This is a genomic window from Pseudomonas sp. GL-B-26, assembly GCF_019947405.1.
GTDB lineage: Bacteria > Pseudomonadota > Gammaproteobacteria > Pseudomonadales > Pseudomonadaceae > Aquipseudomonas.
In genome coordinates this window covers 19,367-45,236 of record NZ_JAGYGJ010000040.1, presented here as the reverse complement: position 1 = coordinate 45,236, position 25,870 = coordinate 19,367, and the positions used below count along the sequence as shown (strand labels likewise).

The 25,870-nt window shown below is 55.6% G+C and carries 17 protein-coding genes and 9 pseudogenes; 13 read left to right on the top strand and 13 right to left on the bottom strand.

Annotated features, from left to right (window positions below; all coding sequences use genetic code 11):
• Nucleotides 1-192: 192 nt before the first annotated feature.
• Nucleotides 193-1,110 carry a DMT family transporter gene (locus tag KGB23_RS22685; protein ID WP_223432666.1) on the bottom strand — a complete coding sequence of 306 codons (918 nt, stop codon included), beginning with the start codon at nt 1,108-1,110 and terminating at the stop codon, nt 193-195.
• Between the two features lie 137 nt (nt 1,111-1,247).
• Between KGB23_RS22685 and KGB23_RS22680 the strand changes: the two genes are divergently transcribed.
• Entirely contained in the window at nt 1,248-2,168 is a 921-nt protein-coding gene (locus KGB23_RS22680) for a LysR family transcriptional regulator (RefSeq protein WP_223432665.1), read from the top strand.
• Nucleotides 2,169-2,341: 173 nt separating this feature from the next.
• Here KGB23_RS22680 and KGB23_RS22675 read toward each other — a convergent pair whose 3' ends face one another.
• A complete protein-coding gene (locus tag KGB23_RS22675; RefSeq protein ID WP_223432664.1) occupies nt 2,342-2,788 on the bottom strand; it encodes a MarR family winged helix-turn-helix transcriptional regulator in 447 nt (148 codons plus the stop codon).
• Nucleotides 2,789-2,870: 82 nt separating this feature from the next.
• On the opposite strand from KGB23_RS22675, the gene KGB23_RS22670 reads away from it, so the two are divergent.
• The gene (locus tag KGB23_RS22670) at nt 2,871-4,037 is read left to right on the top strand and encodes a PLP-dependent aminotransferase family protein (RefSeq protein ID WP_223432663.1); all 1,167 of its coding nucleotides are present in this window, start codon (nt 2,871-2,873) and stop codon (nt 4,035-4,037) included.
• 61 nt (nt 4,038-4,098) lie between these two features.
• Here KGB23_RS22670 and KGB23_RS22665 read toward each other — a convergent pair whose 3' ends face one another.
• The 4 genes and pseudogenes from KGB23_RS22665 to KGB23_RS22655 form a co-directional block, all read right to left on the bottom strand.
• Nucleotides 4,099-4,242, bottom strand: a complete 144-nt coding sequence (locus KGB23_RS22665) for a hypothetical protein (protein WP_223432662.1) — start codon at nt 4,240-4,242, stop codon at nt 4,099-4,101.
• A 37-nt stretch (nt 4,243-4,279) separates the two neighbouring features.
• Nucleotides 4,280-4,363, bottom strand: a pseudogene (locus tag KGB23_RS30495) (hypothetical protein); the annotation flags it as partial.
• 665 nt (nt 4,364-5,028) lie between these two features.
• Nucleotides 5,029-6,675, bottom strand: a complete 1,647-nt coding sequence (locus KGB23_RS22660) for a glycoside hydrolase family 13 protein (protein ID WP_223432661.1) — start codon at nt 6,673-6,675, stop codon at nt 5,029-5,031.
• A gap of 389 nt (nt 6,676-7,064) precedes the next feature.
• Entirely contained in the window at nt 7,065-7,574 is a 510-nt protein-coding gene (locus KGB23_RS22655) for a carbohydrate porin (protein WP_223432660.1), read from the bottom strand.
• 326 nt (nt 7,575-7,900) lie between these two features.
• Between KGB23_RS22655 and KGB23_RS22650 the strand changes: the two genes are divergently transcribed.
• The 4 genes and pseudogenes from KGB23_RS22650 to KGB23_RS22635 all read left to right on the top strand — a co-directional run.
• The gene (locus tag KGB23_RS22650; RefSeq protein WP_411741506.1) at nt 7,901-9,031 is read left to right on the top strand and encodes a substrate-binding domain-containing protein; all 1,131 of its coding nucleotides are present in this window, start codon (nt 7,901-7,903) and stop codon (nt 9,029-9,031) included.
• A 15-nt stretch (nt 9,032-9,046) separates the two neighbouring features.
• A pseudogene (locus KGB23_RS22645) lies at nt 9,047-9,303 on the top strand (Na+/H+ antiporter NhaA); the annotation flags it as partial.
• A 925-nt stretch (nt 9,304-10,228) separates the two neighbouring features.
• On the top strand, nt 10,229-11,071 hold the full coding sequence (locus KGB23_RS22640) for a glutamate racemase (protein WP_223432658.1): 843 nt from the start codon (nt 10,229-10,231) through the stop codon (nt 11,069-11,071).
• Nucleotides 11,072-11,283: pseudogene (locus KGB23_RS22635) on the top strand (transposase domain-containing protein); the annotation flags it as partial.
• 16 nt (nt 11,284-11,299) lie between these two features.
• On the opposite strand, the gene KGB23_RS22630 reads toward KGB23_RS22635, so the two are convergent.
• Nucleotides 11,300-11,665: a hypothetical protein gene (locus KGB23_RS22630; protein ID WP_223432657.1), complete on the bottom strand. Its 366-nt coding sequence runs from the start codon at nt 11,663-11,665 to the stop codon at nt 11,300-11,302.
• A 163-nt stretch (nt 11,666-11,828) separates the two neighbouring features.
• On the opposite strand from KGB23_RS22630, the pseudogene KGB23_RS22625 reads away from it, so the two are divergent.
• The 3 genes and pseudogenes from KGB23_RS22625 to tnpC form a co-directional block, all read left to right on the top strand.
• Nucleotides 11,829-11,990, top strand: a pseudogene (locus KGB23_RS22625) (transposase); the annotation flags it as partial.
• 104 nt (nt 11,991-12,094) lie between these two features.
• Nucleotides 12,095-12,502 carry an IS66 family insertion sequence element accessory protein TnpB gene (tnpB, locus tag KGB23_RS22620; protein WP_223432656.1) on the top strand — a complete coding sequence of 136 codons (408 nt, stop codon included), beginning with the start codon at nt 12,095-12,097 and terminating at the stop codon, nt 12,500-12,502.
• Nucleotides 12,480-13,548: pseudogene (gene tnpC, locus KGB23_RS22615) on the top strand (IS66 family transposase); the annotation flags it as partial. The gene tnpB and the pseudogene tnpC, both read left to right, overlap by 23 nt.
• A 483-nt stretch (nt 13,549-14,031) precedes the next feature.
• Here the strand turns inward: tnpC and mqo are convergent.
• The 4 genes and pseudogenes from mqo to ppk2 all read right to left on the bottom strand — a co-directional run bounded on the left by mqo (nt 14,032) and on the right by ppk2 (nt 19,103).
• The gene (gene mqo / locus KGB23_RS22610; RefSeq protein WP_223432655.1) at nt 14,032-15,666 is read right to left on the bottom strand and encodes a malate dehydrogenase (quinone); all 1,635 of its coding nucleotides are present in this window, start codon (nt 15,664-15,666) and stop codon (nt 14,032-14,034) included.
• Nucleotides 15,667-15,966: 300 nt separating this feature from the next.
• Nucleotides 15,967-16,458, bottom strand: a pseudogene (locus KGB23_RS22605) (GNAT family N-acetyltransferase).
• Between the two features lie 54 nt (nt 16,459-16,512).
• Nucleotides 16,513-18,132 (bottom strand): inorganic phosphate transporter, encoded by a 1,620-nt coding sequence (locus tag KGB23_RS22600; RefSeq protein ID WP_223432654.1) that lies wholly within the window; start codon nt 18,130-18,132, stop codon nt 16,513-16,515.
• A gap of 69 nt (nt 18,133-18,201) precedes the next feature.
• Nucleotides 18,202-19,103: pseudogene (gene ppk2 / locus KGB23_RS22595) on the bottom strand (polyphosphate kinase 2).
• A gap of 356 nt (nt 19,104-19,459) precedes the next feature.
• Between ppk2 and KGB23_RS22590 the strand changes: the two are divergent.
• Nucleotides 19,460-19,675, top strand: coding sequence for a hypothetical protein (locus KGB23_RS22590; RefSeq protein WP_103393408.1), 216 nt, complete (start codon nt 19,460-19,462; stop codon nt 19,673-19,675).
• Nucleotides 19,676-20,658: 983 nt separating this feature from the next.
• Here KGB23_RS22590 and KGB23_RS22585 read toward each other — a convergent pair.
• The gene (locus KGB23_RS22585; protein WP_223432653.1) at nt 20,659-22,218 is read right to left on the bottom strand and encodes a BCCT family transporter; all 1,560 of its coding nucleotides are present in this window, start codon (nt 22,216-22,218) and stop codon (nt 20,659-20,661) included.
• Between the two features lie 535 nt (nt 22,219-22,753).
• Between KGB23_RS22585 and KGB23_RS22580 the strand changes: the two genes are divergently transcribed.
• Complete coding sequence (locus KGB23_RS22580) at nt 22,754-23,056, top strand: putative quinol monooxygenase (RefSeq protein ID WP_223432652.1); 303 nt, start codon at nt 22,754-22,756, stop codon at nt 23,054-23,056.
• 13 nt (nt 23,057-23,069) lie between these two features.
• On the opposite strand, the pseudogene KGB23_RS22575 reads toward KGB23_RS22580, so the two are convergent.
• Nucleotides 23,070-23,237, bottom strand: a pseudogene (locus KGB23_RS22575) (transposase domain-containing protein); the annotation flags it as partial.
• A gap of 88 nt (nt 23,238-23,325) precedes the next feature.
• Between KGB23_RS22575 and KGB23_RS30490 the strand changes: the two are divergent.
• Nucleotides 23,326-23,485: pseudogene (locus KGB23_RS30490) on the top strand (IS66 family transposase); the annotation flags it as partial.
• Between the two features lie 1,034 nt (nt 23,486-24,519).
• Nucleotides 24,520-25,797, top strand: coding sequence for an MFS transporter (locus KGB23_RS22565; protein ID WP_223432651.1), 1,278 nt, complete (start codon nt 24,520-24,522; stop codon nt 25,795-25,797).
• The last annotated feature ends 73 nt before the right edge of the window (nt 25,798-25,870 follow it).

Here is a 25,870-nt window from a genome sequence, read left to right as displayed (position 1 = left end):
TTCCGCCTGCTGGTTTCGCAAGCAACGCCCGTAGCTCTCAGCTTTCGACGTATTCAGTGCGTTTTCACACGGCCTGGACTCAAAGCGGCCAATAGGTAACCTGAGACGCTAGACCAATTACTCCCCATAATGCCCGCCGCGAATGCCTGCGGAGTGAGTTCGTCAACTGAGATAAAAAATGTCGACCTTTCTCTATTTCTTCTTGCGCAACCCCACCGCCACTCCCATCAATGCCAGCGCACCGCCTATAGCGTGATAGGCATGCAGGCGCTCTCCCAGTAGTATGCAGGCCACCGCTGCTACCAATACCGGCACCAGATTCAAGTACAACGAGGCCTTTGGCGCGCCCAGGTGGTGCACTCCCTTCATCCAGAAAAATGGTGCGCCGATTGATGCGGCGATGCCCGCGTAAAGAATCAGCGGTGCGTTGTTGACGGTTACCTGAGAGATAGGGCTCGCCAGCCAGATCGGCAACGTCACCAGCACACCAAACCCTACCTGCACATGCAGTTGCTGCCAGGTTGAAAGGGGCAAAGCCCAGCGTTTGAGCAACAAGCCGTACAACGAATTGGCGAAGATGGCGATCAGCATAAGCCCGTCGCCCGGTCTAAGGCTTTGCTGAAGCAGGCTCAGGGGCTGCCCCTGGCTCGTCAGCCAGATCAGCCCCGTCATGGAAATCAGCGCGCCAGTAAGCGTGCGTACCGGCACAGCCTCACGCGCGATGGCGCAGGCCAGTAGCGCCGACATAAGCGGTGCCAGCGAGATCAGCACGCCCATATTGATAGCTGATGTGGTCAGTGCCGCCTGATAAGCCAGCCCTTGATATACCGCCATGCCCAGCACGCCCAACACCATCAGTTTGGGCCAGTGCTGCACCACGACGTGGCGTTTGCGCCACACGCCCTTGCCGGTAAACAGGCTTAACAGGGCAAAGGCCAGCAGCCACCGGTAGAACACAATGGAGGCTGGTTGGATGGCGACGGCGGCGGCTTTGGTGACGATGGTATTGCCAGCCCATATGAAGACGGCGCACAGCGGTGCAAGCGAGGAAGTAAAAGTGTCCGCGATGGACGCCCGGTGGGTGACGAGAAGGCTGGACGAGTCAGGCATGATCGGAACCTTGATAAGAATGAGCCGGTGGATTTTTGCTAAACCTCTTAATTAAATAAACTGCAACGATAGCAATCTATGCATGCATAATTTGCAGCGGTTGCCAGGCAGCGCTCCTTCTTTCAGGTGCATTCATCATGAAGAATCTCGACCTCAACCATTTGATTGACCTAGACGCATTGCTCAGCGAGGGCAGCGTTGCTGGCGCTGCCAGGAGCCTGAACCTGAGTGCCCCCGCGATGAGTCGTCGCCTCGCGCATTTGCGGCACGCATTGGCTGATCCGTTGTTCGTACAGGCAGGGCGAGGGTTGGTGCCTACCCAGCGGGCGCTGGATCTCCGTGAGCGGGTACGTACTCTGATCGAAGAGGTGAGGGGCATCCTTGCTCCGCCGGCCATCGAACTTGCCCAAGTGGAGCGCACCTTTACCTTGCGTACCAGCGATGGCGTGATCGGGACATGGGCTGTGGCGCTGTGTGCTCGGCTGCTGGATCAGGCACCGGGGATTACCCTGCGGTTCGTGTTGCGACCAAAAAAAAGCATGGAAGCGTTGCGCAGCGGCGAGGTGGACCTGGACTTGGGTGTGCTCGATGGCGACGCGCCGGAAATCAAGACTCAGACACTTCTAAGGACGCAGTTCATGGGGGTTGTAAGGGTAGATCACCCTTTAGCCGGGCTTGAGAACATCGGTGTAGAGCAGTTCATTGCCTGGCCCCATGTCAACGCATCGCGGCGTGGAGTGGCCGATGGCCCGATTGATCATGCGCTGGCAGCGGTAAACGTTAAGCGTCGCGTAGCCTTGGTGGTTCCATCGTTCCAGGCGGCTCTGGCCATGGCCATGAGTTCAGACTTCATCGCTGCCATACCCGAGCCATTCGCGCGCTGGAGCGCTCACTCCAGCCAATTACGCATCTTCGCATTGCCAGTGGTTACGCCGCAGGTCAACATCGCCATGAGTTGGCATCCCCGACACGATGCCGAACCTATTCACCGATGGCTGCGAGAGCAGGTCAGGCAAACCACCGCCAGCGTCTTCCAGCCTGCCAATGTCCCTGAGTAGATAAAGACTTCTGACGAGCCCCAATCTCCTGTTACGGCCCGGGTCAGTCGCGATGGGCGGTTTATGGCCGATTTCCGCCTGTCGCGAAAAGTTGCAAACGCAAAAACAGCCATTGAGCCAGTCGAATCATGGATATTACGCTGTCACTAATGCGCCCAGCGTGGGAATGAGCGTTACTCTGCTGGCACTTGGGTTTTCCCCAACGCTAGATTCACCGCCAACCACCCATCTACCGCTGCCTCCCCAGCCTCGGCAAACACCCGCTCCAATAATTTCACCTGCTCGCGCCGCAATGACTGCTCGAACCGCGCACCATCGTCGGTCAGTTCCAGCAACCGCTTACGCTTGTCGGTCTCGGACGCGACGCTGTTCACCAAATGCATTTCCACCAACTGACGTAGCGGAATGTTCAGCGCCTGCTTGCTCACACCCAGTAACGCCAGCAACTCCTTGACGCTAAGGGCAGGGTAGCGGGCGATGAAAAACACGATGCGTTGATGCACCCGGCTCAAGCCGCGACGCTCGAGCATTTCGTCGGCCTTGGCAGTGAAGGCCTGGTAACCGAAGAAAAACGCTTCCATGGCTTGTTGCTGAGTACTGGGGTTTTTAAGGTCAAGCATGTTGACGTATCCGCTCGGTCTGTCGTAATTTCGGTCAACCAGTTTGACTCATTTTCCTCAGGCCTCGCTACCGGTGACCCCCATGGCTTTTTCCGAACGTGTCTCGCGCCTTAAAAGTTCTTTGATCCGTGAAATCCTCGCCGCCGCCCAGCGTCCGGAAGTGATGTCGTTCGCCGGCGGTTTACCGGCCGAAGCCATGCTGCCGAAAGTCGAGTGGGCGGACATGCCGCTGTCCATGGGGCAATACGGCATGAGTGAAGGCGAACCGGCGCTGCGTGAGGCGCTGGCGGCCGAAGCCCGAGCGTTGGGCGTACCGTGCGAGGCGAGTCAGGTGCTGGTGGTCAGCGGTTCCCAGCAAACCCTCGATCTGGCGGCCAAGCTCTACATCGACAAAGGCACCGAGATCCTGCTTGAAGCGCCGACCTACCTGGCAGCGTTGCAGATCTTTCAGTTGTTCGGCGCCGACTGCATCACCGTCCCGCAGGAAGCCGACGGCCCGAACCTGGCGCAATTGCGCAGTCGTCTGGAAACACACAAACCAGCGTTCATCTACCTGATTCCGACGTTTCAGAACCCATCGGCAGTGCGCTACAGCGAGGCCAAGCGAGATGCGGTGGCGGCATTGCTCGACGAGTTCGGCGTGACCCTGATCGAAGACGAACCCTACCGCGAACTGACCTTCGACGGCGGCAGTGCCACGCCGATCGTCAGTCGCTTGAACAAGGCGAGCTGGATCTACACCGGCACCGTGTCGAAAACCCTGTTGCCGGGTCTGCGGGTCGGTTACCTGATCGCCAGCCCGGACCTGTTCCCGCACTTGCTGCGGCTCAAGCAATCGGCCGATCTGCACACCAACCGCATCGGGCAGTGGCAAGCGCTGCAATGGATCGGCACCGAGAAATATCAGCAGCACTTGGGTGAGTTGCGGGACTTCTATCGGGTTCGTCGGGATGCATTCCAGTCAGCACTTGAAAAGCATTTTGGCGACCTGGCGCAGTGGAACGTGCCGCAGGGTGGGCTGTTTTTCTGGCTGACGCTCAAGCAGCCGCTGGATACCCGCACGCTGCTCAAGGCTGCGCTGGCGGCGGATGTGGCCTTTATGCCGGGCGAACCGTTTTTCCCTGAGCCGGACAAGAACCCCGGCCACCTGCGGCTGAACTTCAGCCATATCGACCCGGCGCGGCTGGACGAAGGTCTCAAGCGATTGGCGGCGGTCGTGAGTCATGCCCAGGCGGCACAAGCAGCCTGAGGTTGCTAATCGCTTAGTGATAGCACCAAGTCATCGAATTTGCTCGCACACATTGACCGACTCAGACAATAAGCTTGGCCTTCATCACTGCGAGCAATTGAAGATGTTCAAGTGATTCAATACCTTCGGCGGTGATGGTGATGGTGATGGTGATGGTGATGGTGATGGTGATGGTGACCGAGAGTGCGCGGCCAAGCCCGATCACGGTTTGATGATCGCCAGATTAGCGGGTTCTCGCTCAGCCTATTAACAAAGCTACGATTGATCTTAAGCCCATCGAACGGGAATGACCGCAAATAGCTCAAGGATGGGCAACCCGTACCCAAATCATCTATCGATTCTGACCCCAAATAGTTCTAATCAAAAACTATGCATTGTTGGCATCATCCAGCATGACGCTTTCAGTCATCTCCAGTTCGAGTCGTGCCCGCGCTAATCCAGATGTGGTCAAGGCAGTTTTTACGCGCTCGACTAACTCAACTCCCTGGAACTCTTTCGAGTAAACGTTGACCGAAACGAACAGATCCTCGGGCTAACGTGTAGGTTTGGTTGCAAGCCGTGTGCACGAACCAATTAGCCAGTGCGTTGATAAGCCCTGTTTCTTCGGCGATCGGGATAACGCTCAACGATCCGGGCGTTCATCCCATTCGTCCAGCTCTCGCCAGATTTTCTGGTGTTTGTGACTACCCAGTTTTCCAGCCCAAGAGATAAGGCGTAGATTTTCGACGATTTATCGCAGACTGCGACCACCTGAGCGACGGGTGAGTTCGCTTATCCGTAGCTTGCTTGCGCGCTTTTACTGCCACTGCTCTTTTGGAAGCGAGGCTGGCTGAAACATTTCCCAACGCCAAATGGACAGCCCGAAAAATGCAGATGGTGCGTTATGCAGACGACTTCATAGTCCAAAGCGTCTTGATTTAACTATAACAAATGCACGCCTTAAACTGCCCCCAGCCGATATCCCTGGCTTAGCGGGCAGGGGATCAGCTCCTCACTTCAGCCAAGCTGCCGCATTGGCTGGTAAAACGCCGGCTTGATCGATCGGAGCACTGGAGATCAGCACCTGACCACCAGGAAGTACGGTGGCCATGTCGTTCAAATTAATTACGATGCGGATGGGGCCATTTTCAAAATAAAGCACCCCTTGTGCCGAAGGCAACCAGGTCAACGTACCGTTACCTAATTCGTAGTCACGACGCAGTTTTAGCAATTGGCGATAGAGCTCCAGCGTTGATTGCGAGTCTCCATGCTGCAAGTCTGCACCGTACCGGGAAAATGATTCTGGCTGAGGCAACCAGGATTTCCCCGCTGTGCTGAATCCATAAGAGACCTCCCCAGAAATCCAGGGGATTGGCACGCGGCAACCGTCGCGGCCAATTTCCAATCCATTCGTACGGAAAAAGCTCGGGTCCTGTCGATGAGCGGCATCCAAGGTTGTATGTTCAGGCAAACCCAACTCTTCACCTTGATAGATATAAACCGAGCCTGGCAATGCATGTGTTAGAAGTGCTGCAGCACGAGCGCGGCGTAACCCCAAAGCTTCATCCGGCTGCTCTCTCGACGCATCAATACCTAGGGGGCGAGAACCAGGCTCGCTCAGGCCGTAGCGTGATGTATGCCTCACTGTGTCGTGATTGGACATGACCCAGGTCGTCGGCGCGCCCACATGGGCTCCAGCAGCCAGGGAGGTATTGATCACCTCTTTCAACGCTATCGCATCCCAACGAGCCAGCAAATAATCAAAATTGAAGGCCTGGTGCATTTCATCGTTGCGTACATAACGTGCCAGGCGGGATTGTGGCTGCACCCAAGCTTCGGCGACCAGCATACGATCGCCGGAAAACTGCTTGAGCACCCTGTTCCAGCTTCGATAGATATCGTGCACTCCCTCTTGATCCCACATCGGCCCAAAGTTGATGCCACTTCCTTCCTTAATTGGGCCGTCCCAATCGGGCAGACCGGATTCTTTCACAAGCGCATGTGCCACATCGACACGAAAGCCATCGACGCCTCGCTTCAACCAAAAACGCAAGATATCTTCAAATTCTGCCCGGACCTCGGGGTTATCCCAGTTAAGATCCGGTTGGCTGCTATCAAATAGATGCAAATACCATTGGGTTTCTCCGGGAATGCGCGACCATGCATCCCCCCCGAAAATGCTTTTCCACTGATTCGGCGGCAATTCGCCGTTCTCGCCTTTACCATCACGGAAGTGGTAGCGATTACGCTCGGCACTTCCCATAGGTGTCTTGAGAGCTGATTGAAACCAGTTATGGGCACTAGAAGTGTGATTAGGAACCAGATCGATGATGACTTTGATTCCTTTGTCGTGTGCCTGCCGCAACATCCGATCAAAATCATCCATCGTACCAAACAGTGGATCAACATCGCAGTAATCCGCTATATCATAACCGCCATCTAACTGGGGAGAACGATAAAAGGGAGAAAGCCAAATCGCATCTATCCCCAATGAGGAAAGATAAGAAAGTTTCGATGAGATTCCGACTAAGTCACCAATGCCGTCCCCATTTGAGTCGGCAAAAGAACGTGGATAAATTTGATAGATAACGGCATTGCGCCACCACTCTGCCCCAGCGCCGCATTTTCCCAAGAATGTTTCTTTAATCTGAACCGGCATATAAAACCCCCTATGTTAACCATGAGACAAAATAACTTGGCGAAATCAATTGCTTTAACGGGCGCTTCGGACAAGTAATATGATTAGTGCGTCACCATGGCGAAAATCGCCATGACCATTAACTTTCTTCTTGGTTACAACTGGCCAATTGACATCTTGTTTTTATAACCATTTATCTTTTCAGGAAACGCGTCCGAGCTACTGCCACCGCTCCAATTGCAGTCCCGCCGTCGAGCCATCTCGGGACTTACCGAAGGTGCCGGTGGACGACAACGTATCACCGGGAGCAGCTGTTATTTGTGCGGCCTGGTTCCAGCGCGCGCAAGTATGGTCGGGGCAATATCACGCTGATAAACACCCACCAACTGACCGCCAAAATTCTGGGCAGCCTACCAACCGAATGTTTCAACGATCTGGTAGCTCTTGTAGCGAGTGTCATTGGTCAAGGTGCTGGTACTGTCAAGCCCAGTATCCGGCCCGACGCCATACTGGAAAGCCCAGTTTGTTTTTGCCGCCGAACAGATTGCTGTGGGTATGCTGCGCGTTGACCGACCAACCGCCATGTGCATTCTCCTGAACGCCATCATTCCCCCTGAGCGGAGCGTGCTCAGGAATGTAAGACAGACCCAACTACAACTCTCTCTATGGGGGGTAGGGGGGAAGCCGGATAGTTGAATATCGTGACGGCTCGCCAGGTCCTTGGAGTCGACAGTGTCTTCGCGGAAAAAGCCATAGTTGAATTTGAGATCATGACCGACTGAAATATTATCGATGCCGGTATCCAGACCACTTGGATTCCAATAGAAGAAATCGTTGATATACACGTCATAGCGGTGGTAATAAATCCGACCATGCCAAATGCGAGCGGCGTCCCGTCCGGGAACATTGATCAACTGCACATATTATTGCGGCGCACGGATACCTCCGTTATTACCATCGCTCTCATTAACGGTTGGCGTCCTGTCGAGTTCGGTTACCAAACTCACCATCCCAACCGCGACAACCGCATGCCACATCCAAAGCGGTTTGGACCAAATTAGAAGCGCTTTACCAAAGCGCTTTGGTAGAAGATTATCGTAGCCCAAAAAAAGACGCAAGCAGGTTTTTCGGCTACCTGGGCAGTCGTCCGTAGCAATGGAGCAAGTCAGCATTAAGGACCTAAGCCACTGCACAAGAGATTGCATTGAGTGGCGGTTCTGCCCGTTGTCCATGTATCACTGCCGCAATGAGGCAGCGCGCTTTGAGGATTCGTACGGGTAAATGTAGTATTAGAAAAAGCCCTCACTTCATGGCGCCCAATGCAACCGCACAGCGCTTTTGCCCATTCAGGCGATCATCGTCAATGAATCTGAAAGAACTCGCCCACAAGCTCGGCTTGTCCCAGACCACGGTCAGTCGTGCACTCAATGGCTACACGGATGTCAGCGAAAAGACCCGCGAACGAATCACCACCGCCGCTGTTGCAGCCGGCTACCGCCCTAATCCCGTAGCTCGTCGCTTGGCCACTGGGCGCGCGGATGCCATCGGTATTGTCTATCCGCTCATGGTCCATGACCTTGGCGATCCCTATTTCGTACAAGTGGTCGCTGGCATGACCGAAACGTTGAGTAGATCGGATATGGATCTGATGCTCGCTTCAGCATCCGGCTCCGATGAGATCCGCACCTACCAGCGAATGATTGAAGGTCGACGCGTCGACGGTATGGTCGTGGCGCGGACACATTTGCACGACGCCCGACTGTCCTACCTTGCCAAAAAAGGTGTTCCTTTCGTGGCCTATGGACGCAGCATTCTTCCCACTCCATACGCCTGGCTCGACTTCGACACAGCGGCAGGCCTGCGCATGGCAGTAGAGCGACTGGTCAGCCTCAAACACCAACGTATCGCCCTGCTGAGCGGCCCGCTGGATCTGAGTTTTGTGTCTCAGGCCCGCGAGGGATACCTCAAGGCGATGGCCTATGCGCAACTGCCGATTGAAGCGCAGTACATGGTGGAAGGCACCTTGGATCGCACTGGAGGCTATGAGGCCATGAAGCGACTCCTCTCATGCAATCCTCGCCCAACCGCAGTCATTGTGGACAACCCTCCCTGTGGGGCGGGTGCCATGCGCGCGATTATCGAGGCGGGTGTCAAACTAGGCAGCGAAATATCGATTATTGTCCATGACGGTCTCCCGCCAGATGCGCTCATGGGGTATGACATAACCTACTTGCAATCCGCCGAGCCACTCGCCGTCGGCAAAAAAATCATAGAGCTTATGCTCGCATTGCTCGACGGCCAATCACCCGAGAACCTACAGGTGTTGTGGCAACCCACCTTGAAAATAGGCAATTCCGATGGCCCCTGCCCCGGCTAAGGTCAGCCTCTATGCCAGAGAGGCGTATTTGGCCTCGCAGCATTGGTCATTCGCTTGGGGATGGCACTTCCGAGGGTAGCGGCTAGTGTCACGCTCTTATGCGATATTGGCTTCACCATGAGCCTCTTTATTGGTGCGCTGGCATTCTCAGGCGCTCCAGATCTGATAGAGGAGGTAAAGGTGGGCGTTTTTTTGGGCTCCATTTTTCCGCCATTTTAGGTCTTGTCGTTCTGCTGATACCCGGCCGCTTGAAGGTATCAACTTCATCCTGACCGAAGAGGGGGGTTGCGATAATCCCCCCAGTCCAATTCGTTCTCTCGCTGCTTCTTCGCATCTTCGGAGAGCCATCGGGCCGTAAGGGGCCGGCGAACACACCTTCCGACCTCGGCCAATAGGGGTGATTGTGTCCGCGTAATTTTGAGCGGACGCAATTACCCTTAATGTCGCCATTTGAAAGACGTACTGACTTGTCTGCTGAGGTGACTGAAGTTCATCAACTGTTGCCGCATCAGTGGAGTCTGCCTAGCCTACCCAAGGCAGCTTCATCAGAAGCCTACACATCCAACGTACGGACAAAGACATTCACGTCATTACCGTAGTACGCGGAAGAGCCTTCATACTGAAACCGCAACTTAGACAATACATGCGTAGATGCATTGTTATGGGGCCAAGCGAGAGCCACACACTCTGAAAGACCTAGCACGTCACGCGCATAATCAAAAGTCTATCGGTCTTAAAAGTCACCATTTCGCAACCCCGATGCTGATTTGTCACCGCACGCAGTCTACTGACGCGGCGGCGATTCGGGCAATAGCCGACGCCGTAACCAGTTCAAAGCGAACGTCTTTGGGCGCTATCCGCTCAACTTACCGGGATTGACGCTTTTGAAAGGTAATGAGTGATCGAGATAGAGCGTCCATATCTGCGCTGCTCTTTGTTCGTGGCTAGAGAGCTTTATATCGGCTGCGCATCGCAGAAACCGTCCATCGAGTCGCCGCCGCTGTCGCGCACGACGGAGAACCAGAAAAAGACCCTGGGCGGACAGTAGTTCATCCGCATTGGACGGGTTAGGGAAGGCGACTTCGCTGGCCGGTTACGACAAAGGGGCGAGCAAACGGCCTATACTGTTCCCCGGCTTTGGCAAGCTGTTGCCACCCATGTGGAAGATAAAATATCGAATCGAGGGAGCGAGGAAAAATGATCGGGATATTTGATTCTGGTAGTGGTGGACTGACGGTCTTCAGAGCGCTTCGGGATACCTTTCCTGATCAGCGTTTCGTCTATTACGGCGACCATGGCAACGCGCCTTATGGCAATCGAGACGCCGACACGATCTATGAGTTCACAGTATCTTCGTTGGAGCGACTCTTTGAGTTGGGGTGTTCGCTGATCGTCGTCGCCTGTAACACGGCAGCTGCAACCGGCCTACGGCGTCTTCAGCAAACATGGCTTCCAACTCGCTACCCGGACAAACGAGTGATTGGCGTTATAGTCCCAATGGTGGAGGCGATGACTGGTGTTCCTTGGTCAGCCGAATCCGATAGTGGCTTGCAAAACCACGGAAAGAAGACCGTGGCAGTCTTTGCAACACGCTATACCGTGGAAAGTCGAGTATTTGTCGAGGAAACCGCGAAGCGAGCGCCGAATGTTAATCTCGTGCAGCAAGCCTGCCCTAGTCTCGTTCGGCTCATTGAGGCAAATGCCCCGGTGCAGGATCTCAGGCGCGCCGTCCGACGTTACGTGACACTGTTAATGCGGCGATTGGGCGAGGAACGCTTAGACGGGGTGTTGCTCGGCTGCACCCATTATCCGTTGATCGAAGATCTGTTTGCAGAGGCCATCCCAAACGATGTCGAGATTTTCTCTCAACCAAAAGTAACGGCAAGCAGTCTTGCTGGTTACCTAGCACGTCATCCAGAATTCGCATGTGGTCACGAGCCAGGCGCCACATTTTGTACATCGACCAATCCGGAATATATAACAAAGCTCGCGTGGCGGTTTTTGGGTGACACCAACATGCAGTTTAATGCGTTGCCTTGAATCCAGCCATGGGCACTCGACGCTTGAACTGGATTTTCGCGGGCTCGCTATGCAGCGGAAAACGTGCGGCTGCGATCATGAGTTTGATCCAGTCGGCACGGCTCAATGGGCATGATCCGTATGCCTATTTGAAGGACGTCCTCACGCGCCTGCCAACGCAGCAGGCCAGTAAGTTTTCCGAGTTGCTAGCGCACAGATGGACGCGAGCGTAATCAAAAAGCTTAACCGCTACGCGACAAACTCAACGTAGCTAGACTCCCCACCTCCAGTCGCGCCCGACAACCAACCCCATACGAACATCAGAGTGGTACGTCCTGCGTGATCAACGCCTACCGTGCCACGAGACCAGCCAGCAAGAATCTCACCGTCCGTAGTTAAGCAATGATAAAGAAGCTCAATGGTTTCGGGGCCAGTCACGCGTCCGACTTGATGACCCATGCGGATCCGGCCACCTTGGTAAGTACCCCAAATGGAATCTTCTTCGACATGGTAGTGAAATACTGTGCCGGCACCGGATAGCCCGTGGGCGTTACCCGTTACCGTAAATCGGCGATTGTTCAAACGCTCCCTGATTTGAGCAAGGGGGATTTCCATAAAATGTCGCGTCCTTTTAGGCGAGATCTTCCATTACAGTCTTCGATGATCTTACGCCATTTTGTCGTGCCTGAAGAGAAGTCTGCTTGCCTATCCCTGGAGCCGCAACTCACGACGATAAAACGCAAGATGTGTTCATCGCCCGCATACTGTCGTCCAGGAATGCCTGCAACCTGGCGTGTCCATGGCCAGCGTAGCCCTGCGCCATGGCATCAACGCTAACTTGGTTCGAAAATGGATACCCGCTTGTCGTGATCGTCAGGCGCCGGCGTTACCCGCTTTCGTCCCGATGAAACTAGAGCCCGCGACTCGGCCTGATCAGTAAATGCCTGTCAGTATCGAGATCCCTTTCGGGCAGAAAAAATTAACCGTGCACTGGCCATCTTCAGACCCTGAAGGGTGCGCCCGTTTTATCCGTGAGCTTGCCCAGTGATCCGCATTGACTCTATCTGGCTCGCCACCGAACCGATGGATATGCGCGCCGGTACCGAGACTGCATTGGCCAAAGTGATCGCGGTATTCGGTGCGGCGAAGCCGCACAATGCTTATCTCTTTGCCAATCGCCGCGCTAACCGGATGAAAGTCCTGGTGCATGACGGCGTGGGCATCTGGCTTGCAGCGCGACGATTAAACCAAGGCAAGTTTCATTGGCCCGGCATCCGTCACGGATCGGAAGTCGAACTCGATAACGAGCAACTTCAAGCCTTGGTACTGGGTTTGCCGTGGCAGCGAGTCGGCGCGGGTGGTTCGATCACAGTGCTATTAGCCTATCGGTTTATCGCCGCTGAAGGCCTGCTCTGGCACAATCAGCGGCATGACTTCCTCGTCCAATCTTGACCGAATGACACCGGAACAGCTGCGCGCCTTGGCCGAACAGGCCTTCAGTTGCTGTCCCAAGTCGACTCCATGGGCCGGAAAATCTACCGCCTAGAAACGGTTATCGACTGACCCACGAGATCGCGCAACTCAAGCGCTTGAAGTTTGCCAAGCGCAGCGAGCAGTTGAATCCGCAGCAGGCCAGCTTGCTCGACGACCTGATCGATACCGATATCGCGGCGATTGAAGATGAGCTTCAAGCCTTTGCAAACAGCCCCTACGCCGACCGAGAAAAAGCAAAAGCCCAAGCGCACCGCGTTGCCGGCAGAATTTCCACGCACGTTGATCCATCACGAACCGGACAACGCCGCATTGTCTATGCGGCTGTGCACTCAAGCGCATCGGTGAGGACGTCACCGAGAAGCGGGACTCCACGCCCGGCGTATTTACCGTCGAGCGCCATGTTCGTGGAAAATGGGTATGCGATGACTGCGAGACGCTGATCCAGGCACCCGTTCCGGCACAGGTCATCGACAAGGGTGTCCCGACCGCCGGGCAGTTGGCCCACGTCATGAGCGCGAAGTTTACCGACCATCTCCTCTTTACCGTCAGGAGTCGATTTTCGGTAGAGCGGGCCGGCGATTCCACGTTCAACTTTGGCTCAATGGGTTGGCGTGACTGGCGTGCAATTTCAGCCTCTGGTCGATGCGCTGCGCGACGTAGTGCTCGGGCAGCAGGTCATTCATGCCGATGAAACGCCGGTGCAGATGCTCGCTCCGGGTTCGAAGAAAACCCACCGCTTGTATGTCTGGGCCTATGCCACTAGCCAATTCTGCGAAACAGCGGCTGTCGTTTATGACTTCAGCCCCGGCGGCGCCGGTGAGCATGCTCGCAACTTCCTGCAAGACTGGAGGGGCAAGTTGGTGGGTGATGATTTTGGTGGTTACAAGGCCAGCTTCGAACTTGGCGTGACCGAGATCGGCTGCTTGGCCCGTGCACGGCGCAAGTTCTTTGAACTGCACGCCACCAACAAGAGCATGCTCGCCGAGCAAAGATCAAATCACGTGAGCGAAAGCGCAAGGACGATGACGGTACAGAGGGCGATGAACCGTTTTAATCTACACCGGGAATACCCTGCCGCATGCCTGCATGCGGTGAAGCTTAGTGCCTATGTCAGCGGGACACTGCTGCGAAGCTTATCCACAATTGCTGATGTAAAACTCAGCAATCCGCCCTGGGTCAATTTTAATCGGCAGGGTGGGTCAGTTTTCAATCAGCGCCAACAGTCAGGCGATATGCAAGGCGCTCATGGCTATTACAACGACAACTACTTCGCCCCGTTTTTTACTAATTTAAGTGGAGCAGAAAGGGACGTTTATTACGCAAAATTCAACGCGACGAATGAATGGATAAATAGCTTGGAATTGATGTACAACGTTGAATGATTCGTTACCTTTCTGGGGCTGCTTCGCAGCCCAGCGGGAGCATTCCGCCCACAAAAAAGCCCACTGACCGTCATCGGTTCAGTGGGCTTTTGACAAGGCCTCTAGTTACAGAGCCATATCCGTCGCAGCATTAGCCTTCGGCGCCTTAGCGGGAGCAGCCGGAGCCGCCACCTGACCAATCACCGGCGGCGGAGTCAGCTCCAGCACCTTGGCGGTGTAAGCCCACTCTTGCGCCACTTTCTCAGGGCTGCTGTTCAACTGAGTGCCATAGCTCGGCACGATCTGATGCAGCTTTTCCTGCCAGGCTGGGGTCGCCACCTTGTCCTTGAACACTTTCTGCAGCACGGTCAGCATGATCGGCGCAGCGGTCGAAGCACCCGGCGATGCGCCCAGCAGACCAGCGATGGTGCTGTCTGCGGAAGCAACGATCTCGGTACCCAACTTCAGCACACCACCGGCCGCTTCATCACGCTTGATGATTTGCACGCGTTGGCCGGCTTGCCACAGGCGCCAGTCTTCGGCTTTGGCGTTCGGGAAGTATTCTTTCAGGGCGTTCATGCGGTCTTCGTCAGACAGCATCAGTTGGCCTGCAAGGTACTCGACCAGCGGGTATTCCTTGATGCCGACCTTGGTCATTGGCCACACGTTGTGCGTGGTCGTGGTGGTCAGCAGGTCCAGGTACGAGCCTTCTTTCAGGAACTTGGTGCTGAAGGTCGCGAATGGGCCAAACAGGATGACGCGCTTGCCGTCCAGCACGCGGGTGTCCAGGTGCGGGACCGACATCGGCGGTGCGCCAACGGAGGCTTTGCCGTAGGCCTTGGCCAGATGCTGCTCGGCAATGGTCGGGTTATCGGTCACGAGGAACGAGCCGCCCACCGGGAAGCCTGCGTATTCCTGGGCTTCAGGAATGCCGGACTTTTGCAGCAGGTGCAGGGCGCCGCCGCCCGCGCCGATGAACACGAACTTGGCGTCGGTTTCGGTTTTGCTGCCGTCTTTCAGGTTTTTGTAGCTGACGCGCCAGCTGCCGTCTGCGTTCTTGGTGATGTCTTGCACTTCGCTAGACAGTTTCAAGTCGAACTTCGGCGTGGTTTGCAGGTGCGCGACGAACTGGCGGGTGATCTCGCCAAAGTTCATGTCGTTGCCGATCGGGCTCCAAGTAGCCGCGACTTTCTGGTTCGGGTCACGCCCTTCCATCATCAGCGGAACCCACTTCTTGATCACCGCCGGGTCTTCGGAGTACTGCATGCCGGCGAACAGCGGGCTCGCTTGCAGGGCTTCGTAGCGCTTTTTCAGGAACTTGATGTTGTCATCGCCCCACACAAAGCTCATGTGTGGCGTGGAGTTGATGAACGAACGCGGGTTCTTCAGCACGCCTTGCTGAACTTGCCAGGCCCAGAACTGACGGGAGATCTGGAAGGCTTCGTTGATTTCAACGGCTTTGGCGATCTGGACGTTGCCCTTATCGTCTTCCGGGGTGTAGTTCAACTCGGCCAGGGCGGAGTGACCGGTACCGGCGTTGTTCCAGCCGTTAGAGCTTTCCTGGGCGACGCCGTCGAGGCGCTCGACCATTTCCATCGACAGGTCGGGTTCCAGCTCATTAAGCCAGACACCCAGCGTTGCACTCATGATGCCGCCGCCAATGAGCAGCACATCGACCTTCTTTGCCTCTTCCGCGTGAACGGACGTGATCCCCATCGACAAAGCCAGCCCCAGCAGGGCTGTGTTCAGTTTCTTAAACATCTGTAGCACCTATGATAAACACCATCCGCCCCAATCCTCAATCATGAGCAACCCAAGTGTACGGGTACGCAGGCAGCGTGCCGTGGGTCCTGCATTTACGAGGTGGGCACACAAGGCCGACGTGTCTCCCTCGACCTCAGTTATATGTCCCTCGTGCACTGGCTTCTTATCATTATTGGCTCAGCTACTTGAGCGACATTGATTCTGTCGGTATGTCTGTGGACGTAAAAACTGAATAAGTCAAACCAAGTCAATGCGACAGAATATCACGCCTCGACCAGCCTGCCTGCCCGAAATGACTCAACAGTCTGGACGGGACGAGGCCCTCACGGGGTCTTTGCTAAAACCTTCCAGCACAAACGCCTTGGCGTTGCGCGTCATCTGGTCGAGATGCCGGTCGCGTTGCTTCTCTGCATCGATCATTGCCCGCTTGCCGTGTTTTTGCAGCAGATAGCGACCGAGCATGTCTTACAGCATCGCCCGGGCGACACCCCGTCGCCGATGGCTGGCCTGCACCGCCATATACGCCAGGCCGCACGCTTCGGGATCGTCCTTGACGGGCAGGTACAGCAAGAAACCGATGACCGTCTCGGGGTCTTCGTCATCCGTTGCAACGATCAGTTCGACAGCGATGCCTTTGGCGCCGCTGAGCGCTTCGAGGTAGAGATGAACCTCGTAGCCCACCGTGTATTGATAGACGTTGTACAACGGGTTGCTCGGTGCGGTGCCCACCATGCTGATGTCGGTCAGATTGTCGACAACCATCTGCAGGATCTGGCTATTGATGGGCAACCAACGACGAAGGGACTCAAGGCCTCACTGGGTGAGACCTTGGCGATAGAGGGGTCAAAACAGCTTGGTGAACAGCCAGTAGAGGCTGCCGGACAACAGAATCGCTGCTGGAAGCGTCAGTACCCAGGCCATCAGCAGGTTTCGGATGGTGCGCATCTGCAAGCCACTACCGTTGGCGACCATGGTGCCAGCCACGCCTGACGACAGAACGTGGGTGGTGGACACCGGCAGGCCGAACACGTCGGCGGCGCCGATGGTCAGCATGGCCACAGTTTCCGCCGAGGCGCCCTGGGCGTAGGTCAGGTGGGTCTTGCCGATTTTTTCACCCACCGTCACCACGATGCGCTTCCATCCGACCATGGTGCCCAAGCCGAGGGCGATGGCCACGGCGATTTTCACCCACAACGGAATGAAGCGCGTGGAGTTGTCGATCTGCTGCTTGAACAGTTGCAGCTTGCCGCTAGTGTCGGCGTCAAAGTTACCGACTTTGTTCTTGTCCATCAGGCGAATGGTTTCGCTGGTCAGGTACATGTCGTTACGCACGTTACCCACGGCCTCGGCTGGTACCTTGGCCAGTGAGCCGTAACCCTTGACCTGAGCGCCGATGCTGCCGGTGAGAGCAGCAAGGGCAGAAACCAGCTGCGGCGTAGCTTCCTTGCTCCGCACATATTCGGACAGCACCTGGCGGGGATCGCCCGTGGATGGTTGCGGTGCAGCTTTTACCAGCGCTTGCTGGGTGACTTCGGCCACTGCGGCGAACTGAAAGGCCTGATCGGCGGGCATGGTGCGGTTCAATGCATACGCCATCGGCAGGGTGCCCACCAGGATCAGCATGATCAGGCCCATGCCTTTCTGGCCGTCATTGGAGCCGTGAGCGAACGATACGCCGGTGCAGGTCATAATCAACATGCCGCGAATCCACCAAGGCGGCGGAGTGTTGCCCAGCGGGGCCTTGTACAGCGCACGATTCTTGACGAAGGCCCGCAGCGTCAGTAGTAACAGCGCGGCAAAACCGAAACCCACCAGCGGCGACAGTAGCAGTGCGTAACCGATCTTGGTCGCTTGCGCCCAGTCCACGCCGCTGGTGCCATCGCGCCCGTGCATTAAGGCATTGGCCACGCCGACGCCGATGATCGAACCGATCAGTGTGTGGGAGGAGGAGGCCGGCAAGCCCAACCACCAAGTGCCGAGGTTCCACAGGATCGCAGCGATCAGCAGGGCGAAGATCATCGCAAAACCGGCGGAGGAACCGACTTGCAGAATCAGTTCCACCGGCAGCAATGCGATGATACCGAAGGCCACCGCGCCGCTCGACAGCAGCACCCCTAGGAAGTTGAAGAACCCCGACCAGGCCACCGCGAAATTCGGCGCCATCGAGTTGGTGTAAATCACCGTGGCCACCGCGTTGGCGGTGTCGTGGAAGCCGTTGACGAATTCAAAGCCCAGGGCGATCAGCAGCGCAACGCCCAGCAGCAGAAACGGCGTCCATGTGGTCACCACGGTGCCGAGTTCGTGCATGTCGTGCATCAGGCTGTAGGCGGTAAATAGCAGTCCGATGCCCAGCACGGCGAAAAATACCACGAGGGTAATCATGCTCGGCTTGCGGTTGAGTTGCGGTCTTGAATCGTGGGCGGTTGAACTCGATGAGTCCGTGGCCAGGGTCTGGGTCGTCATGATGAAATCCGGTTCATTGAGGATGTGAAGGTGGGGCGCTCGGTGCAGGGCACCCCAGTTCGGCCTGTCTTAATAGACCTGAGGCACGATGAGTTCCGATGGCGTAGGGCTGCGGAGTAATCGTCCTGCCGCACGCGCTGTAGCAGTTCGATCACCGGTAGCTCTAGCTCCTCGTAGGGCATTTGTCCGAGCAGATGATGGATGCAGTTGAGTCGGGCTTTTTTCTTGTCGTCGGCTTGAACCACCCGCCATGGCGCTTCGGCGATGTGGGTGCGTTCGAATGATTTCCTTGTCCTTGGTGTAGGCCTCCCAGCGCCGACCGGACTCCAGATCCATGGGGCTGAGTTTCCACTGCTTGAGCGGGTCATGAATGCGGCTGAGAAAGCGCAGGTTTTGTTCTTGGTCGGAAATGGAGAACCAGTATTTGATCAATTGAATGCCGGAGCGGGCGAGCATCCGCTCAAACTCTGGCACCGTGCGGAAGAACTCTTCGTACTGATCGTCATTGCAAAACCCCATGACCTTTTCGACCCCGGCGCGGTTGTACCAGCTGCGGTCGAACAGCACGATTTCACCTGCTGCCGGCAGGGTGCGAGACGTAGCGCTGGAAGTACGTTCGCGGTCGTTGGGCGCAGGCAGGGCAGCGACACGGCATACCCGAGGATTGAGTCGTTGGGTGATGAGCTTGATGACACCACCTTTGCCGGCTGCATCGCGTCCTTCAAACAGGATCACTACTTTGTGGCCGGTCTTGACCACCCAGCTTTGTAGCTTCACCCGTTCGCCTTGCAGGCGGAACAGTTCGCTGAAATAAAGTCGTCGGGCTTCCTTCTTCCTTCCTGAGCGTGCTCATCGAACAGCGCATTCAGGTCATGCCCGTCTTCGGATAGTTCCAGTTCCAGCTCTTCGTCACTATGATCGAGCAGCTCGCGGTGGATGCGCTGTATCAAGGTGTCTTGGGTTGAAGGCATGGTGAGAAACTCGCGTCGTGGATGGCGGCGCAATGCTAGTCGCAAATTGTTACCAAGTGGTTACACCCGCATTGCTGAATCGATTTATCTACGGTCATGGCGGGAGTATTGATGATTTGGTCAGGGTTGAGTTCATCACTGGTTAGGCGGCAGGGTCTCGTCGGATTCGAGCTAGGTTGTTTGGAGCCGACGCCAACCCTGCATGGACGCCAAATGCTCTGAAGGGACCCCTAATGTTGTGCCTCCAGCTAGCGTCAAATGAACCGGAGCGTGATTCAAGCCTGTTCGGGCAGCTGAAATACTGACGAAACATTCTGGCCATATGATTCGCGTCACTGAAATCCAGGGAGTTGGAGATGAATCGACCATCAAGAAGCATGCGCAAACTGCTCGACGCCGTTGCCACCAACAATGAGGCAGCGGCGCTTGATGTGATGCGTGCTGCTGAGCAGCTCCAAGACGAAGTGCTACGCCAACGGTTGCTCAACATGATTCACCGGCTCAACCAAGACGCTAATGACTTACGAATGGCGCGTGACGATATCCAGGGCGGAGCCATAAAGCTCGCGTGATTGGCTCGGTGACGATTCTTCGTCTGTATGCCGCACTGGTCGGGCCAAGGGCGTGTTGACCTATCCCGAGCTATCCCGGTGGGGCGACCCAGCGTCGATAGGCTGCATAAAGCCAGAGTTTCGTACGGGCGGTAAAGGGGTCAAGGCTCGCGCCAGCGTGCTCAAGAAACTTCGAAAGGGGCCTCATGGGGAGGATTAAGGAAGTCCGTCATCTAGCCTATTTATGGCGATGCTTCGGTGATGGGATCGCCTCCGTGTATCAGAGCCAGCACGCCGTAAGGCACCTATTGACGATCAGTACGCGGTCAAGCCGACTGCAGGTGCTCTCTATGGTAAGGAGGGTTTCGGGCACGAATACGCAATGCTTCAGAAAGGGATAGAGATGGGTGTTCCCGTTGTCATGTCAGATTTGACCAATATCATTCGACATAGCGACCTCTGCGCGCTAGCAGGCCCGGATCCATTTCCCCTGGAACTGAAATCATCAAGGCTCACGGGTAGCAGGGTTGCCAGACAGGCTGAGCAATTAAATCTGATTACCAATTTCTATGAAAAAGAGGAGGCTAAAGACTTCCGAGGAATGAAGCGTGTCATTCGCACAGAGGGTGTATCGATGAGGTTGGCCACAGAGAATTCCTCAACGTAGGTATGCACCAGGCGTTAGTTGCTGGATTCTGGAGTGAGTCACTTGTGCCGGGGCTCCGGCGTTGTACTTCTCGAATTTTTGCTCATCCATCTCAATTTCTCTCATCGCTCACTGTATGCTCGAGTCTGTTGGTCAGATTTCATGTCGCGGTCAAGCCAGTATTGGGGCTTTGAAGAAGCAAAATAGCCGCTAAGGGCCGAGATTTGCATTCTCTCGCCGCCGTAGCGGCCTGGCCTCGGTGTGAAGTCGACATGGCGAGGGTCGAGAAGGCACTACTGCTCTAGCAAGCAGCACCGCCTCGGCTCGCGCAACGTAGTACCTGATTAGATTTTCAATCCTAAGCGGCAGGCTCTGGATCGGTGGGGACGTCACCCTGTTCGCGCAGCTCGCTAGACTGCAGATCATCCAGCAGGGCCTTCCACAATGACACGCACATCCCCATCATCACCAGCAGGAACGGCGCGGCGACGATGATGGCTGCGGTCTGCAACCCACCCAGTCCGCCCATCACCAGCAGCACCGAGGCTGCCGCTCCGGCCAAAGCACCCCACAGCACCACCAGCCAGCGCGGCGGCTCCAGATTGCCGCGGGCGCACAGCATGCCCATGACGATGGAGCCTGCGTCGGCCCCCGAGATGAAGAACACGCCGACCAGCACCATGGCTGCAAACGAGGTCAGCGTCGCGGCGGGATACTGAGCCAGCAGCGCGAAGAGCGCCACTGCCGGCCCCTGGTCACTCACTACGGCGGCGATACCGCCGGCGCCTGCCAACTCCGAGTACAGGGCCGCGCCCCCCATGATTGAGAACCACACCATCGTCACCCCGCTAGGAATGAAGATAACGCAGATGACGAACTCACGAATGGTGCGGCCGCGCGAAATTCGTGCGATGAAGGTGCCCACGAATGGTGCCCAGGAGATCCACCAAGCCCAGTAGAAGATAGTCCAACCGGCGAGCCACTTGCCGTCACTGAATGCCGCAGTGCGAAATGACATCGGCACCAACTCACGGATGTATTCGCCCAGCGACTCGACCAGCGTGTTCATGATGAACACGCTGGGGCCCACCGTCGCCAGGAACAGCAATAGCAGCGCTGCAACCACCATGTTGACGTTGCTCAGGAACTGCACCCCCTTGCCCACGCCGGATACCGCGGAGAGGATAAAGAGCACCGTCATCACCCCGATAATCGTCAACGCGATGCCATTCGATTCGCCGGTGTGCCACAGGTAGTTCAGGCCGCTGTTGATTTGCTGCGCGCCCAGGCCGAGCGAGGTGGCAGTGCCGAAAAGAGTGGCCAGAACCGCCAGCACATCGATCGACCTGCCCAACGGTCCACGCACACCGGCCTCGCCGATCAGCGGCGTAAAGGCGCTGGATATCAGGTTCGGAAGCCCCTTGCGGAAAGAGAAATAGGCAATAACCAGACCAACGATGGCATAGATCGCCCAAGGGTGGAACGCCCAGTGGAAATAGGCATACTCCATTGCCAGCTTGGCTGCTTCCTTGGAGTGCGGCTGTGCCAGTCCGTGTGGTGGCGTCGCAAAGTGCGTGATCGGCTCGGCCACACCCCAGAACATCAGCCCGATTCCCATGCCGACGCTGAACATCATCGCGATCCACGACGACGTGCTGAACTCGGGTTGCTCTCCGTCCTTGCCCAGCGTGATTCGGCCGAAACGACTGAAGGCCAGAAACAGTGCGAAGCCCAAGAAGAACACGGTGGAGACGACAAAGCTCCAACCGAACTCGTCGATGATAGTGTCTAACACGACCTGCAACGTCGTCGCCATGGCCTTGGGCAAGAGCGCGCCCCAGGCGACGAATGAAGCTGAAATCACGGCCGCCACCCAGAAAACGACCTTGTCGATGGGTGACTCAGATGTTTTTTGCATACTCCCTCCTCCAGTAAGGTGTACAACCCGCAGCGACGGGTCATAGGTATTGCCCCCCTATGGTGGCTCGCCAGATGAACTGCGGCTTACGCGAAGACGATTAACACTTGTCCAAAAACGACAGCTGTGTCGGCTGTACAAAGCATGTGGACGGAAGAATGCGGGGTATCAATGCTGGCCATGGACGCACCTGGGTGAAGGCATTCCTGGTCGACGGGCTGTGAAAGGCTTGACGTAAGAGGTTCGGTAGCGCGCTTTACCGCACGCTCGTTCAGCAAGCGGCAGTAGATAGGCATCCGATACTGCCATCCTTGGTCGAAATGCTAGGGTCTGAGTCAGCTAAATTGTCGTCTCAACAGATCGCCGACGGCTCCGTTTGTAAGCGACTAGCGAACACACCTTCCCACAAGACTAAGGGCGAGTAACCGCTCTAGCTTGCGGCATGAGGCAAAATCATGCTTTTCTGCCATGACCATCACACCGGTGGTCACAGCAATCTGCAATCAAATTTCTGATACCAGCATGGAGCCTGTTTATGTCTAGTGAAGTGAAACTGGTAATTTTGATTTCTACGCAGGCGGGGCGAGGACCAGAGCAAATTGATGCATTTGAAAAACTTGCCCCATTTGTCAGAAATGAAGATGGGTGCCTGCAATACGACCTTCATAGGGTCACTGACGATGCAGACCAATTTGTTTTGATTGAGCGATGGGCGTCGAAATCAGCCCTGGAAGCGCATGACATTACGCCTCATATGATTGCAGCTGACGCATACAGTCCTACCTTCAGGGCAGGCCCAGCGACCGTTTTGCACCTTGGATCAACGATCCCAGCTTAGATCCCATTTGCCATCACGCAGGCTGCCACCTATGTGGCAGCAGCTCGGCAATTTTGTTCTCTCGATGCGTCGGCAGGCGCGTGAGGACGTCCTTCAAATAAGCATACGGATCATGCCTGTTGAGTCGCGCCGACTGGATCAAACTCATGATCGCCGCTGCCCGTTTGCCGCTACGCAGGCGTTTCAGGCTGGCAAGTAGGCGCTGGGCAACCATCCAGGCATGTAGAGCATCCATCACCGGAAGGCTTTTTCTTGTCGTATTCGGTGGCGTAGATGACCTGATCGACACCGATATTGCGGCCAAGCCGAACTTAAAGCGCTGAACTTGCTCCCGCTTCGACTGAGGTTCGGCAAAAACCTAAACGCACCGCTTTGCCGTCGCAGTTTCCGCGCACTCTAATCCATCACGAACCCGATAATAGCCACTGCCATTGAGCCAATGTGAAAGGTGGAATTGCTTGCCGGCTCCACCAAAATCGACTCCTGGCAGTAAAGAGGCAGATGGTCAGCGAACTTGCCGATCCATAACGTGCACCAGCAAACCAGCGGTCGGATACCTTGGTCGATGATGCGCCCGGAACCGGCGCCTGGATCAGAGTTTCGCCGCGAACGTGGACTTCGACCCTGAATACATCGGGTGTAATCCAGTTTCTCGTTAACGTGCACGCAGTCTGACATCTCGATTGCCAATGTCGCCTTGACTCAGGGAAAGCGGGGCTTCGTTAAATGTGTATTTCGTCGACTTGGCCGTCATTGGAATTGGTCACAGGGTTAGTGTTGTTCGTTTTGGTCTCTTTAACATTGCAATGATAAATTGCCTGATTGGTTGGCGTCAGCCCTGTGGGCAGGGTTATCTATATGTAGCAACTGTACTCGTTGCATTCATCTTAAAGCAATTTAGGCTGAAGATTCCAGTTAAGCCAGTATATTGATAATTGACGTCAATATATTGATTCAAAATCAATCAGCCAGCAGCTTCAGTTCGATTGAGGATTGTAACTGGACCATGTGAGTGGTCTGCTAATTTGAGCGTTCAATCATCGTCAAATTGATCTGAGCAATTGTTTTGACGTTATGGATTGTCAATCGGAAATCTGGAACGTGTTCATCCTGACGGTGTTAGAAATTGCTCTGGGTATCGAGAATATTATCATTTCGATTCAATCGCCCCCGCGAGCCGAAACGCACGACTCGGGTCGTAAAAGCTCGTACGAAAACTTCTTGTTTTTGTATTTGGGTACTGCCAGAAACCTTCGAATAAAGCCGCGTACTTCAGGCGAAACTGAGCTCCTCGAGACCTAAACCGTTTAGCGGGGCAAGCAAGAGAAGTCGTTTTTGCTGGCCTTGTTCAACCCGCTCTAGAACTTTTATTGCTCAATGCCACTTGACAGCAGGCAGTTGAAAGTTGCGTAATGCGTCGCGCTGTTAACGTTAACGTCGATAAAAACAAAGATGGACGTCACATGCAAATATCAGTAAAGCGTGAGTACTGGCTCATCAGCGGTCTGCTGTTTTTCTTCTTTTTCGCGTGGTCATCCAGCTATTCGCTGTTCGCGATATGGCTCCATCGAATCATCGGCCTGAATGGAACGGAAACCGGCTTAATCTTTGGCGCCAACGCGATTGCGGCGCTGCTAATCCAGCCGTTCTATGGTGCTCTTCAGGATCGGCTTGGCCTGTCCAAAAAACTGCTGGTATGGATTGGTGTGCTCCTCTGCGCTGCTGCCCCCTTTGCAATCTACGTCTATGCCAATCTATTGGCCCACAACGTGGTATTGGGAGCCGTGGTCGGCGCGGCCTTCCTGGCGTTTTCCATGCTCGCGGGCGTGGGTGTCATCGAGTCCTATACGGAGCGACTGTCGCGTCATGCGGGCTTCGAGTTCGGCGCTACTAGAATGTGGGGGTCGCTGGGCTGGGCGAGTGCGACAGGCGTCGCCGGCGCGGTCTTCAACATTGATCCGAATATTGCGTTCTACATGAGCAGCGCCGCCGGGGTTGCGTTCTTGTTGATCCTGTTCCGGCTGGATCTGACTCAGTTCAAAAAACCGCAATTGGGTGGTGAAACTGCCCTGCCAGTTCGAATGAACGACCTCTGGAAGTTGCTGACACTGCCGCGCTTCTGGGCATTCGGCTTATACCTGACCGGAGTGTGTGGGGTCTACATGATCTACGAACAGCAGTTTCCGGTGTATTTTTCCTCGTTTTTTTCAACCCCGGAGGAAGGCACCCGAGCTTATGGGTACCTGAATTCATCCCAGGTTTTGCTCGAAGCTGTCTTGATGTTGTTCGCACCCTGGGTGGTCGGACGTACAGGCGCCAAGTATGGATTGATACTGGGTGGCAGCATCATGTTCGTCCGTATTCTTGGCTCCGGATTGGCAGTGGATGCCTGGACCATCGCCGCCTGTAAGATGTTGCACGCCATTGAAGTCCCCATCTTGCTGGTCTCAGTATTCAAGTACATTTCGATCAATTTTGATTCCCTGCTGTCGGCCTCCGTCTACGTGTTGGGATTCCAGTTCTCCCAGCAATTAACCGCGATGCTGCTGTCATCTGTTGTGGGATACGGATACGACCATGTCGGTTTCTCAAGCGTTTACGTCATGATGGCTGGCGTAGTAGGCGTCTGTCTGCTGCTGTCATGGTCATTGTTACGGGCGGACCGGGGCCGTCAATCATCCCAGGCAAGAACTCTTGATTTGATCGAGCTTCCTGTCATGGCTCAATCAGGCAAACCCTAGTAAGTATCAAAGCGCATGCATGCTGCCGCGTTCATGCGCTTTGATGCTGATCGGGCATTCCTGAAAACACCGT

Bases quoted from the DNA above. Each gene is read 5' to 3' on its own strand.
- mqo (WP_223432655.1), bottom strand. From the start codon at position 15,666: ATGTTTAAGAAACTGAACACAGCCCTGCTGGGGCTGGCTTTGTCGATG.
- KGB23_RS22565 (WP_223432651.1), top strand. From the start codon at position 24,520: ATGCAAATATCAGTAAAGCGTGAGTACTGGCTCATCAGCGGTCTGCTG.
- KGB23_RS22670 (WP_223432663.1), top strand. From the start codon at position 2,871: ATGGCTTTTTCCGAACGTGTCTCGCGCCTTAAAAGTTCTTTGATCCGT.
- KGB23_RS22640 (WP_223432658.1), top strand. From the start codon at position 10,229: ATGATCGGGATATTTGATTCTGGTAGTGGTGGACTGACGGTCTTCAGA.
- KGB23_RS22630 (WP_223432657.1), bottom strand. From the start codon at position 11,665: ATGGAAATCCCCCTTGCTCAAATCAGGGAGCGTTTGAACAATCGCCGA.
- KGB23_RS22590 (WP_103393408.1), top strand. From the start codon at position 19,460: ATGAATCGACCATCAAGAAGCATGCGCAAACTGCTCGACGCCGTTGCC.
- KGB23_RS22660 (WP_223432661.1), bottom strand. From the start codon at position 6,675: ATGCCGGTTCAGATTAAAGAAACATTCTTGGGAAAATGCGGCGCTGGG.
- KGB23_RS22580 (WP_223432652.1), top strand. From the start codon at position 22,754: ATGTCTAGTGAAGTGAAACTGGTAATTTTGATTTCTACGCAGGCGGGG.
- KGB23_RS22685 (WP_223432666.1), bottom strand. From the start codon at position 1,110: ATGCCTGACTCGTCCAGCCTTCTCGTCACCCACCGGGCGTCCATCGCG.
- KGB23_RS22650 (WP_411741506.1), top strand. From the start codon at position 7,901: ATGAGGCAGCGCGCTTTGAGGATTCGTACGGGTAAATGTAGTATTAGA.
- KGB23_RS22585 (WP_223432653.1), bottom strand. From the start codon at position 22,218: ATGCAAAAAACATCTGAGTCACCCATCGACAAGGTCGTTTTCTGGGTG.
- KGB23_RS22680 (WP_223432665.1), top strand. From the start codon at position 1,248: ATGAAGAATCTCGACCTCAACCATTTGATTGACCTAGACGCATTGCTC.
- KGB23_RS22600 (WP_223432654.1), bottom strand. From the start codon at position 18,132: ATGACGACCCAGACCCTGGCCACGGACTCATCGAGTTCAACCGCCCAC.
- KGB23_RS22675 (WP_223432664.1), bottom strand. From the start codon at position 2,788: ATGCTTGACCTTAAAAACCCCAGTACTCAGCAACAAGCCATGGAAGCG.